This is a genomic window from Pseudomonas sp. B16(2017) (assembly GCF_002113205.1).
Taxonomy (GTDB): domain Bacteria; phylum Pseudomonadota; class Gammaproteobacteria; order Pseudomonadales; family Pseudomonadaceae; genus Aquipseudomonas; species Aquipseudomonas pharyngis.
Window position 1 is genome coordinate 111,756 of sequence record NZ_NEKA01000001.1, and the last position, 11,838, is coordinate 123,593.

10 protein-coding genes are annotated in these 11,838 nt (G+C 63.7%); 3 read left to right on the plus strand and 7 right to left on the minus strand.

Annotation, left to right across the window (positions count from 1 at the left end):
• Positions 1-231: 231 nt before the first annotated feature.
• Positions 232-1,623, plus strand: coding sequence for an L-cystine transporter (locus CAG25_RS00560; protein ID WP_085611999.1), 1,392 nt, complete (start codon positions 232-234; stop codon positions 1,621-1,623).
• Between the two features lie 40 nt (positions 1,624-1,663).
• Here CAG25_RS00560 and CAG25_RS00565 read toward each other — a convergent pair whose 3' ends face one another.
• On the minus strand, positions 1,664-2,176 hold the full coding sequence (locus CAG25_RS00565) for a dihydrofolate reductase (protein ID WP_085612000.1): 513 nt from the start codon (positions 2,174-2,176) through the stop codon (positions 1,664-1,666).
• Positions 2,177-2,261: 85 nt separating this feature from the next.
• Here CAG25_RS00565 and CAG25_RS00570 point away from each other — a divergent pair, with 85 nt between their 5' ends.
• Positions 2,262-3,635 carry a DUF2868 domain-containing protein gene (locus CAG25_RS00570; protein ID WP_064600156.1) on the plus strand — a complete coding sequence of 458 codons (1,374 nt, stop codon included), beginning with the start codon at positions 2,262-2,264 and terminating at the stop codon, positions 3,633-3,635.
• Positions 3,628-5,013 (plus strand): GTPase/DUF3482 domain-containing protein, encoded by a 1,386-nt coding sequence (locus tag CAG25_RS00575; RefSeq protein WP_085612001.1) that lies wholly within the window; start codon positions 3,628-3,630, stop codon positions 5,011-5,013. The genes CAG25_RS00570 and CAG25_RS00575 overlap by 8 nt, the downstream gene beginning before the upstream one ends.
• 10 nt (positions 5,014-5,023) lie before the next feature.
• Here CAG25_RS00575 and CAG25_RS00580 read toward each other — a convergent pair whose 3' ends face one another.
• The 6 genes from CAG25_RS00580 to CAG25_RS00605 all read right to left on the minus strand — a co-directional run bounded on the left by CAG25_RS00580 (position 5,024) and on the right by CAG25_RS00605 (position 11,825).
• Positions 5,024-5,584 carry a phosphonate degradation HD-domain oxygenase gene (locus CAG25_RS00580; RefSeq protein ID WP_085612002.1) on the minus strand — a complete coding sequence of 187 codons (561 nt, stop codon included), beginning with the start codon at positions 5,582-5,584 and terminating at the stop codon, positions 5,024-5,026.
• Complete coding sequence (locus tag CAG25_RS00585; RefSeq protein WP_085612003.1) at positions 5,578-6,717, minus strand: TIGR03364 family FAD-dependent oxidoreductase; 1,140 nt, start codon at positions 6,715-6,717, stop codon at positions 5,578-5,580. Before CAG25_RS00585 ends, CAG25_RS00580 begins: the two co-directional genes overlap by 7 nt.
• Before the next feature lie 128 nt (positions 6,718-6,845).
• Complete coding sequence (locus CAG25_RS00590) at positions 6,846-7,871, minus strand: putative 2-aminoethylphosphonate ABC transporter substrate-binding protein (RefSeq protein WP_064600170.1); 1,026 nt, start codon at positions 7,869-7,871, stop codon at positions 6,846-6,848.
• A 47-nt stretch (positions 7,872-7,918) separates the two neighbouring features.
• A complete protein-coding gene (locus tag CAG25_RS00595; protein WP_085612004.1) occupies positions 7,919-9,643 on the minus strand; it encodes a putative 2-aminoethylphosphonate ABC transporter permease subunit in 1,725 nt (574 codons plus the stop codon).
• Positions 9,643-10,719 (minus strand): putative 2-aminoethylphosphonate ABC transporter ATP-binding protein, encoded by a 1,077-nt coding sequence (locus CAG25_RS00600; protein ID WP_074690113.1) that lies wholly within the window; start codon positions 10,717-10,719, stop codon positions 9,643-9,645. Before CAG25_RS00600 ends, CAG25_RS00595 begins: the two co-directional genes overlap by 1 nt.
• 242 nt (positions 10,720-10,961) lie before the next feature.
• Positions 10,962-11,825, minus strand: a complete 864-nt coding sequence (locus CAG25_RS00605; RefSeq protein WP_007953452.1) for a LysR family transcriptional regulator — start codon at positions 11,823-11,825, stop codon at positions 10,962-10,964.
• Positions 11,826-11,838: the final 13 nt, after the last annotated feature.

Consider the following 11,838-nt stretch of genomic DNA (forward strand, 5'->3'; position numbering starts at 1 on the left):
TCCCTGGGTCAAAGAAATCGACGCTAACAAATATGTGTGACAGTCCTCGTCTGTCAGCGACCGTCCACGTCCGTTTCGCGCCAGCTGCATCCCCGAGAGCGACACCCGCTTATTCCAAAAACGACTGACGACCTTTGATTTCGGTATTAAATCATTGGAAATCAAGCTGTTAGGCTTGCCGGTTCGCAGCAGCCCCGGAAGGCTGTTGGCACAGTCTTTTCTGGAGTCCTCATGAATCTGTCCCTGATTCTCAACCTGCTGGTGTTCCTCGCCCTGCTTTTTGGTCTGGCGCAAACCCGTCACACCACGTGGAGCCTGGCGAAAAAAGTCCTGCTCGCGCTGGTGCTGGGCGTGGCATTCGGCGTCGCGCTGCACACGATTTACGGCGCCGGCAACCCAGTGCTGAAAGCCTCGATCGGCTGGTTCGATCTGGTCGGCAACGGTTATGTGCAACTGCTGCAAATGATCGTGATCCCGCTGGTATTCGCCTCGATCCTCAGCGCCGTGGCCCGTCTGCACAACGCTTCTTCGCTGGGCAAGATCAGCTTCCTGACCATCGGCACGCTGCTGTTCACCACCGCGATTGCGGCGCTGATCGGCATCGGCCTGACCAACCTGTTCGGCCTGACCGCCGAAGGCCTGGTCGCCGGCACTCAGGAAATGGCCCGTCTGCAAACCATTCAGACCGACTACGCCGGCAAGGTCGCCGACCTGAATGTGCCGCAACTGCTGTTGTCGTTCATCCCGCAGAACCCGTTCGCCGACCTGGCGCGGGCCAAGCCGACCTCGATCATCAGCGTGGTGATCTTCGCCGCGTTCCTGGGGGTTGCCGCGCTGCAACTGCTCAAGGATGACGTCGAGAAAGGTCAGAAAGTGATCAACGCCATCGACACCCTGCAAGCCTGGGTGATGCGTCTGGTGCGTCTGGTGATGAAGCTGACCCCGTACGGCGTGCTGGCGCTGATGACCAAAGTGGTGGCCGGTTCCAACCTGCAGGACATCATCAAGCTCGGCAGTTTCGTCGTGGTGTCGTACCTCGGCCTGGGCCTGATGTTCGTGGTGCACGGCCTGCTGGTGTCGGCGGCCGGGATCAACCCGCTGCGTTTCTTCCGCAAGATCTGGCCGGTGCTGACCTTCGCGTTCACCAGCCGCTCCAGCGCCGCGAGCATTCCGCTGAGCATCGAAGCGCAGACCCGTCGTCTGGGCATTCCGCAATCGGTGGCAAGCTTCGCCGCATCGTTCGGCGCGACCATCGGCCAGAACGGCTGCGCCGGCCTGTACCCGGCGATGCTGGCGGTGATGGTAGCGCCAACCGTCGGCATCAACCCGCTGGATCCGCTGTGGATCGCGACGCTGGTGGCGATTGTTACCTTAAGTTCGGCCGGTGTGGCGGGCGTGGGTGGCGGTGCGACCTTCGCCGCGCTGATCGTGCTGCCGGCCATGGGCTTGCCGGTTTCGCTGGTGGCGTTGCTGATTTCGGTCGAGCCGCTGATCGACATGGGTCGCACGGCGCTGAACGTGAGTGGTTCGATCACGGCCGGTGCGATTACCAGCCAGGTGATGCAGCAGACCGACAAGGCCCTGATGGATGCCGATGAGCATGCGGAACTGGCTCAGGCTTGATTGACGTTGTGGCGAGGGAGCGTGCTCCCTCGCCACAGATTCAGGCTTTTTCCCAGACTTCGAAGTTGTAAGCCGGTTTGTCGCCTTCAGCCGGATTCGGCACGTTCGACACCAGTTTCCACTGGTTCAGATCGAACTCCGGAAACCACGCATCGCCTTCCGGGCTCAGTGCCACGCGAGTCAGATACAGACGATCTGCCTGCGCCAGCCCCTGCGCATATAATTGCGCCCCGCCAATCAGCATCAATTCGTCGACGCCCTGCTCTTTCGCCCACGCTTCGGCGCGAACCACGGCCGCTTCCAGCGACGGATAGACTTCCGCACCTTCCAGCACAAGATCCTGCTGACGGCTGACCACGATGTTCAAACGCCCCGGCAACGGGCGACCCAGCGAGTCCCAGGTCTTGCGGCCCATGATGATCGGCTTGCCGAGCGTCGTGGCCTTGAAGTATTTGAAGTCCCCCGGCAGGTGCCAGGGCATGCTGTTGTCGACGCCGATCACACGGTTTTCACCGAGGGCTGCGATCAGGCTGAGGGGGAGTGATTTAGTCATGCCGGCGAGGATACCAGAGCCGCCCTTACCCCGATAAGCGCCACAGCGGTTATGCTCACGGCTCAATCAAGCAACGGGATGCCGCGTGACTGAACTGACTTCACTGCAAAACCTCTGGCTCACCGAAACCGTGCGCCTGCGCGAAGAACACGCAGGCCCGCTGGACGATCTGGAAGCCAATCGCCTGGCCCGCGCGGCCGGCGGCGATCTGCCGGGACGCATTCAGCGCCGCGCCCTGTGGCTGGCCGAGCGCGACGGCCTAACCGCCGCGCTCAAGCACTGGTTGCAAGGTGCACGCCTCGCGCTGGTGTTGCTGGCGATCTTCGCGGTACTGAGCGGTGCCGGTCTGGCCTTCGCCGCACTGGGCCAGACGCCGGTCAATGTGTTCTGGGCCCTGGGCAGTCTGCTCGGGCTGAACCTGATTCTGCTGCTGAGCTGGGCGCTGGGGCTGATCTTCGCTGGCGAACATGGCGCCACCCTCGGCCGCTTGTGGCTGTGGCTCAGTGAAAAACTCGCCCGCGACGCCAAGGCGGCGCAACTGGCGCCGGCCCTGCTGCTGATGCTGCAACGCCAGAAACTCAATCGCTGGGCACTCGGTACGCTGGTCAATGGCCTGTGGTTGCTGGCGATGTTCAGCGCGCTGGTTTTGTTGCTGACCCTGATGGCGACCCGGCGCTACGGTTTCGTCTGGGAAACCACGATTCTCAGCGCCGACACGTTCATCAACATGACCCAGGCCCTCGGCGCCTTGCCCGCGCTCCTGGGCTTCAACGTGCCGACCGTGGACATGATCCGCGCCAGCGGCGACACCGCGCTGAACATCGAAAGCGCCCGTCAGGCCTGGGCAACCTGGCTGGTCGGCGTGCTGGTGGTGTACGGCGTGTTGCCGCGTCTGTTGTTGGCGCTGTTTTGCTTCTGGCGCTGGAACAGCGGCAAGGCTGCGTTGCGCCTGGACCTGAACCTGCCCGGCTACGCCCAACTGCGCGAACGCCTGATGCCAACCAGCGAACGCCTCGGCATCACCGACCCGGAGCCTGCGCAATTGCACCGCGTCGAAAGCACCGTGGGCGAACACGCCAGCGACGGCGCGCTGCTCGTGGCAATCGAACTCGACGACCAACACTCATGGCCGCCGACGCTGCCGAAAAACGTCAGCAACGCCGGCATCCTCGACAGTCGGGAATCGCGCAACAAACTGCTCGAACAGCTCAGCCGCTTCCCGCCGGCGCGCCTGGCGATTGCCTGCGACCCACGGCGTTCGCCGGATCGCGGCAGCCTGGCGCTGATTGCCGAGCTGGCGCGCAACGCCGCCGCAACCCGTGTCTGGCTGTTGCAGGCGCCGCAAGGACAGGCGCTGGACGCCGAACGCCTCGGTGACTGGCACGTCGCGTTGCAACAGCTGGAGCTGCCGTTCGCCGATTGCGCCCCGTTGAACTGGCTGGAGCACGGACATGACTGATGCCTGGAAAGCGCCGCTGAAACTGGCGGTGGTCGGCCACACCAACGTCGGCAAGACTTCGCTGCTGCGCACCCTGACCCGCGACGTCGGCTTCGGCGAAGTCTCTCATCGCCCGAGCACCACGCGGCATGTCGAAGGCGCGCGGTTGTCGGTGGATGGCGAGCCGTTGCTCGACCTCTACGACACACCCGGTCTGGAAGATGCCATCGCCCTGCTGGATTTTCTCGAACGCCTGGAACGCCCCGGCGAACGCCTCGACGGCCCGGCACGGCTGGCGCGGTTTCTCGACGGCAGCGAGGCTCGTCAGCGTTTCGAACAGGAAGCCAAGGTGCTGCGGCAACTGCTCGATTCCGATGCCGGTCTGTACGTGATCGACGCCCGCGAACCGGTGCTGGCCAAGTACCGCGACGAACTGGAAGTGTTGGCCAGTTGCGGCAAGCCGTTGCTGCCGGTGCTGAATTTCGTCAGCAGTGCCAACCACCGCGAGCCAGACTGGCGCGAAGCACTGGCGCGTCTCGGCCTGCACGCGCTGGTGCGCTTCGACAGCGTCGCCCCGCCGGAAGATGGCGAGCGGCGGTTGTATGAAAGCCTCGCACTGTTGCTGGAAAACGCCCGCCCACAACTTGAACGGCTGATCGCCGATCAACAGGCCCAGCGCCTTACCCGCGAGCAAAGCGCCGCGCGCCTGATTGCCGAATTGTTGATCGACTGCGCCGCGTGCCGACGCAGTGTGGCGAGCAACGCCGAACAGGAACAACAGGCCATCAGCGAATTGCGCAAAGCCGTGCGCCAGCGCGAACAACGCTGCGTCGAAGCGCTGCTCAAGCTCTACGCCTTCCGCCCGCAGGACGCCGCCGCCAGTGATCTGCCGCTGCTCGACGGGCGCTGGGGCGATGACCTGTTCAACCCGGAAACCCTCAAGCAACTCGGCGTGCGGGTCGGCGGCGGGATTGCCGCCGGTGCCGCAGCCGGTGCGGGTGTGGATTTGCTGGTCGGCGGCATCACCCTCGGCGCCGCCGCGCTGGCCGGTGCCATTGCCGGCGGCGCCCTGCAAACCGCCCGCAGCTATGGCAACCGCCTGCTCGGCAAGATCAAAGGGCAGCGGGAACTGACGGTCGACGACAACGTGCTGCGCCTGCTGGCCCTGCGTCAGCGGCAACTGCTGCAAGCGCTGAATACCCGAGGCCATGCGGCGATGGATGCCGTTCAGGTGGTGACGCCGCAGGACAAGACCTGGCGCGAGGGCAAGTTGCCGGAAGCACTCAACAAGGCGCGCGCGCATCCGCAATGGTCTTCGCTGAATCCGCATCCGAAGCTGAATCAGGCGGAGCGGCAGGAGCAGATTGAGTTGTTGGTCGGGAAGGTGCTTGAGCTTTAGATCCGCGCCCTCACCCGGTCGACAACAAAACTTCAGCCTTGCGCTTGAGAACAGACAGATCCATTACCGGCACCGCCATTTCCTTCGCCAGCTCATCCCACTGGCGCATTCGCAGGCTGACGGCGCACAACGGATCCTGCTCGAAAACATCCGCTTCAGCCTCGGTCATCACCCCGCCCTGATACTCCAGGGTGCGGCGACTGGCTTCGCTCAAGCGCTCGTAATAACCCGATTCCCTCAGCGTCAGATAGCGCTTGGCCTGGACGTGATATTCCACCAGCCGCGCCAGGCGCTCGCTGAATCCGGCCTCACGCAAATAGTCCGCGCCGAGGCGTTCGTGGCTGACCACGCCGTAACCGCCCATGTTTTCCGCGCCTTCGGCACACAAGTGGCCGATGTCGTGGAAGAACGCGGCGAGCACCACTTCGTCGTCGAAGCCTTCGGCGATGGCCAGTTGCGCCGCCTGGGACATGTGCTCGATCTGCGACACCGGTTCGCCGATGTAGTCGCTGGCGCCGAACCGCTCGTAGAGGCCGAACACCCGTTCAATGACTTGTTCGTGACTCAACATCCGTTCTCTCCAAAAAGCTGTGCAACATTGCGCTCGGCCATGGCCGGGCCGACGCTCATGCCGACGCCGCTGTGCATCAGCGCCACACTCAGCCCCGGCGCCGGACGCAGAAACGAAAACGGCCCCGGTCCACGGGAACCATAGACACCCTGCCAGCGCTCGACCACTTGCACCTTGCAGCCGAGGGTCTGTTCGGCCAGTTCGAGCATCCAGTTGTCGACCTGCTCGGCGTTGAACGGTGATGGATCGCTGCCGTAATGGTGCGAATCACCGATGATCAGCTCGCCATAGGGTGTCGGGCTGATCAGCAGGTGAATGCCGTTTTCCTGCAAGTGCGGTTGCTCGCGCAGGATCTGCGCCTGCACCGCCGCCGCTTCCGGCAGGTCAGCGAAGGCGCCGTAATGCACACAGCTGAGACCGGTGAGCAAGGCGTGTTGCAAGTTCAGGTCAATCTGCGGCCGGGCGCGGAGCATTTGCAGGCGGCAGATTTGCGGGTCGAGGGCAGCAATCGGCTCGGCCAGCAGGGTCTGATAATCGTGGCCGGAGCAGACGATGATCTGCTTGGCGGAGAATGTGCCGGCAGTACTTTGCAGGCGCCCAGGCTCGACGTCGCGCACCAGCGTGGAGAAGTGAAACTCGACGTCGAGTTCGCGGCGCAGGTATTCGATCAGCGCCGGAATCGCTTCCCGGGAATACAGCTGTTGATCGTCCATCCCGTGCAGCGCGGCGCGGTGATGGCTGAACTGGCCGCCGTACAGATCGCGCAGCGCGGCACCGCGCAGCAGTTCGACGCGGTAGTCGTGCTCCACGGCCCGCCCTGCGCAGAAGGCTTCGAGCAAGTGCTCTTCGGCCTCGGTGCGGGCGAACAGGTACGAGCCGTTGCGCTTGAGTTGCAGGCCGGCGAGCTGCGCCCACTGGCCCCAGATGTCGCGGCTGGCCTTGGCAAGTTCGAGCATCGGGCCCGGTGGCTGGCCGGTGACCAGCGCCTGGCCGAAGTTGCGCACCGACGCGCCGAGTGGCGTGGCAGTGCGTTCGAAAACCGTGACCTTGCGACCGCGCCGGGCGGCGGCATAGGCGTGGGAAAGCCCCAGGATGCCGGCGCCGACGATCAGCAAGTCTTTGAGTTGTGTCATGGAGATTTTCCCTTAATGGGAGACCGCCTTCGCGAGCAAGCCCGCTCCCACAGGGATTTACGTTGTGAATGCGATCCAGTGTGGGAGCGGGCTTGCTCGCGAAGAGGCCCTGTCAGTCGATGAAGACCTTACTTGGCAGCGACTTTCTCGGACTTGCCGTCATAGCGCTTGCGCCATTCGGTCAGGATCTCGTCGCGGTTCTTCGAGGCCCAGGCGAAGTCGTTCTTGATCAGGCGCTGCTCGTAGTCGGCCGGCAGCTCGGTCTGCGGCTTGGCGATGCCCGGCTGGGCAAGGACAGCGAAGTTTTCCTTGTACAGGTCCATCGCCGGAGCGCTGGCGGAGAAGTCGGCCAGTTTTTTCGCGGCCTCTTCGTGCGGCGTGCCTTTGATCACGGCAGTCGCTTCGATCTCCCAGCCGAGGCCTTCCTTCGGCAGGATGATGTCCAGCGGTGCACCCTGGCGCTTGAGCTGAACGGCCGGGTATTCGAAGGAAATGCCGATCGGGAATTCGCCCGCCGCCGCCAGTTTGCAAGGCTTGGAACCGGAGTGAACGTACTGGCCGATGTTCTGGTGCAGGCCGTCCATGTAGGCCCAGCCCTGCTTCTCGCCGAAGGTTTGCAGCCAGGCGCTGACGTCGAGGAAACCGGTGCCGGACGAGGCCGGGTTCGGCATCACGATCTTGCCCTTGTACTCAGGCTTGGTCAGGTCCTGCCAGCTCACCGGTTTGGTCAGGCCCTGCTTCTCGGCTTCAACGGTGTTGAAGCAAATCGTCGCGGCCCACACGTCCATGCCGACCCAGGCTGGCGGATTGGCGGCGTCGCGGTAGTTCGCGCCGATCTTGCCCAGATCCTTCGGCGCATAGCTTTGCAGCATGCCTTGCTGATCGAGGATCGCCAGGCTGGACGCCGCCAGGCCCCACACCGCGTCAGCCTGCGGGCGATCCTTTTCGGCCAGCAGTTTGGCGGTGATGATCCCGGTGGAATCGCGCACCCACTTGATCTCGACGTCCGGGTTGGCCTTTTCGAAGGCCTCTTTGTAGGACTTCAACTGCTCGGCTTCGAGGGCGGTGTACACCGTCAACTCGGTTTTTGCCGCGAAGGCATTCAGGCTGAAAGTCGCGAGCACAGCAGCGGCCAGGGCCATAGGCTTGAACATGATCGTTTTCCTGTAGGTGAGTTGAGGCGATAGGGACAAGTCGTGGATCAGTGACCGGGCGCCGTTTGCCGCCAGGCCTGGGAACGGCGCAGCAAGCCGCGCGAAGCCCACGCCAGCAGCAAGGACACGCCCGCCGAGGTGAACAGAATCAGGGTCGACATCGCCGCCGCGCCGCCGACGTTGCCGGCGTCATCCATGTTCAGCACCGCCACCGCCGCGAGGAGGGTGTCGGGGCTGTAGAGGAAGATCGCGGCGGACACGGTGGTCATGGCCGAGACGAACAGGTAGCGCACGATGTCCAGCAGTGCCGGCAGACAGATCGGCACGGTGACCCGCAGGTAATGCCGGTACAGCGGCGCCTTGAGCGACAGCGCGGCGGCTTCGAATTCCGCGTCGAGCTGACGCAGCGCGGTGGTGGCGGTCATCTGCGCGGTGGTCAAATAGTGAGCAATAGTGCAGACGATCAGCAGGGTCATGCTCCCGTACAGCACGTGCAACGGGTTGCCGGTCAGGTTGAAGAAGAAGACGTAACCCAGACCGAGCACCAGCCCCGGCACCGCCATCGGTACGAAACTGAGCATGCGCAGTGTCAGATTGAGTCCGCGCTGGCTGCGGGTCTTTTCCATCAGGTAGGCGCCGGTGAAAATCAGCACGCTGCCGATCAGAGCCGTGCCCAGCGCCATCTTCAGGCTGTTGCCGTAGGCCAGCCAGCCACCGCCGGCGGTCTCGTTGAACTGGTAGTGATTGAGCGACAGCGACAGGTTGTACGGCCAGAACTTCACCAGCGACGAGAACACCGCCATGCCGAACACCAGCAGCAACGCAGCGCTGATCAGCAGCACAACGCTGAGATAAAAGGCATCGCGCTTCTTCGACGGTGCCGGTTTGAACACCTGGGCGCGGCCGCTCATGGCGTCGCCGTGACGCCGACGCAGCCAGGCATCGACCCCGAAGCTGAACAGCGCCGGCAGCAGCAGAACCATGCCGATCAACGCGCCGCGACCGAATTGCTGCTGGCCGACCACCGCTTTGTAGGCTTCCAGCGCCAGCACCTGATAGTCGCCACCGACCACCACCGGCACACCGAAATCGGTGATGGTCAGGGTGAACACCAGACAGAACGCGGCAAACACAGCCTGGCGAGTCGCCGGCCAGGTGATGCTGCGGAAGGCTTTCGCCGGGCTCGCGCCCATGCTCGACGCAGCGTCGAACAATCGCGCATCCGCCAGCGACAGGGCTGACAGCAAAATCATCAAGGCGTGTGGGAAGGTGTAGATCACCTCACCCAGAACAATCCCCCAGAAACCGTAGATGTTGTCCGACAGCAGCCCGCGCAACAGGCCCTGATTGCCGAACAGATAAACCAGCGCGATCCCCGGCAGCATCGAAGGTGCCATCAGCGGCAGCAGCGAAATACCGCGCCAGATGCCTTTTGCCGGAATCAACGTGCGTTGCAAGGCGTAGGCAAACAGGTGGGCCAGCGGTACGACGATCGCCGCGACGCTGAGGGAAACCTTCAGGCTGTTGCCGAGCAGCCAGTGGAAATTGTCACTGCTCACCAGCTCCTTGGCGGCGAGCCAGCCACCGCCCTGCCCGGCTTCGCTGCTGAAGCCGCGCCAGAAGATCGCCAGCAGTGGCAGCAGCACCGCCACACCGAGCAGCACCAGCAGCAGGAGTTTGCCGCCGAGGACGAAGATCCGGTCGCCGACCTCGGCCCCGGACACCTGCCGCGCCTGCTTTTGCGGGAGCGGCAGTGCGAGGTTGCTGTTCATCAGGCAAACACCTGCAAGCTGCGTGGCGGCAAGGCAACCATGATCTGCTGGGCGCCGAGGCGCGGCATGGCTTCCGGCGCCAGTTCGGCGAGCAAAGCGTGACCGGGCAGTTGATCGAGCTCGAAGCTCATGCGGCAGCGGTTGCCGAGGAAGGTGATCTCGCGGACCTTGGCCGGGAACAGGTTTTCTTCGTGCACCAGCGGATTGACGTTGATCGCTTCCGGACGGCAGAACAGCCGGCCCGATGGGCTGTGGACGCTGCCGTCGGCCAGGCGCAGGTTCATCCCGCCGACCTTGGCGTGGCTGTCGCTGCTGCGCTGGAACGGCAGCCAGTTGCCCTGGCCGACAAACTCGGCCACGAACGGCGTGGCCGGGCGGTTGTAGATTTCCTGCGGGGTGGCGTACTGCTCGACCTTGCCGTTGTTCATCACGGCGATGCGGTCGGCCATCAGCATGGCTTCGTCCTGATTGTGGGTGACCATCAGGGTGGTGATGCCGAGGTTGCGTTGCAGTTGGCGCAGCTCGGTGCACAGATGCTCGCGCACCCGGGCGTCGAGGGCCGACATCGGTTCGTCGAGCAACAACAGCGACGGTGCGGGGGCCAGGGCGCGGGCCAACGCCACCCGTTGCTGCTGGCCGCCGGACAACTGGCCCGGGTACTTTTTCTCACTGCCGCTGAGGCCGACCAGTTCCAGCATCTGACCGACGCGACGGCGCACTTCATCGCGACCGCTGCCGGCGAGGCCGTAGGCAATGTTCGCTTCGACGGTCAGATTGGGGAACAACGCGTAGGACTGGAACAGGATGCCGTAATCCCGAGCCTGGGGCGCGAGGTGGGAAACGTCGCGCTCGCCGAGGTACAACTCGCCGCTGTCCTGTTTCTCCAGACCGGCGATGCAGCGCAACAACGTGGTCTTGCCACAGCCCGACGGGCCGAGCAGGCACACCAGCTCACCGGCCGCGACATCGAGGGAGACGTTATCCAGCGCCGTGAAAGCGCCGAAGCGCTTCTGCACGCCGCGCACTTTCATCGGTGCGCCGGGGTTGGTCAGGGCAGTTGCGATTGCAGGGTTCATGGACAGGCCTCATCAAGCAGATGAGACGAATCCTAGAGTTGTAATGCGTCGGTCATATGGCAACAAGGCAAAATCGACCGATAGTGGTATTCAGGGATTTTGGTTCAGTTCTCAAGTCCTGCGTTACCTGGTCCGACGCCTTCGCGAGCAAGCCCGCTCCCACAGGGGATAGTGTTCACAACACAGATCCGATGTGGGAGCGGGCTTGCTCGCGAAGAGGCCGGCACAGGCACTGAAACATCTCAGGCCGGGGACATTTCCTGCGCCAGGCCGAGAAACGCGGCCGGCAAACGAGCGTTCTTGCGTTCCTTGAGGCAGTAAAGGTATTCGGGAATCTGCGGCGCATTTTCGAGGGTCAGCACCCGCAACTGCGGATCGTGCGGCACCTCCTGACGGGCGATGATGCTGATGCCGATGTTGCGCAGCACCGCTTCGCGGATCGACTCGCGGCTGCCGATCTCCAGCAACGGGCCGAAACTGACGCCGGCACTGGCCAGCAATTCTTCGGTGAGCCGCCGGGTGGTCGAGCCGGATTCACGCATCAGCAAGGTATGCCCGGCCAGCGCACTCAGCGTCACATGGTCGTGTGCCGCCAGCGGATGATTGCGATGCACCGCCAGCACCAGCGGATCGCTGCCGAGCACCCGGCGGATCAGCCGCGCATCGTCGAGCAGTTGCGACGACGCCGCGACATCCACCCGGTAATCCTCCAGCGCTTCGAGCACCTGCTGCGAGTTGCCGATTTCCACCGACACCTCCACCTGCGGCAGGCGCTCGCGGAAGGTCTTCACCAGATCGAGGATGTAATACGGCGCGGTGGCGGCAATGCGCAGCGTGCCCTGCACCTGACCACTGTTGCGCAGGAAGAACTCGATATCGGCTTCCTGCTGCAACAAGGCTTTGACCATCGGCAACAGCCGCGCGCCTTCGTCGCTGACGCTCAGACGCCGGCCGCCACGGTAGAACAGCTCAACCGAATACTGGCTTTCCAGATTGCGGATCTGGGTGGTCACGGTCGGTTGACTGAGGCCGAGCTTTTTCGCCGCCAGCGTGATGCTGCCCAGGCGGGCCACCATGTAAAACGCTTTCAGCTCGGCACTCAGCACAACCGTCCCTCTT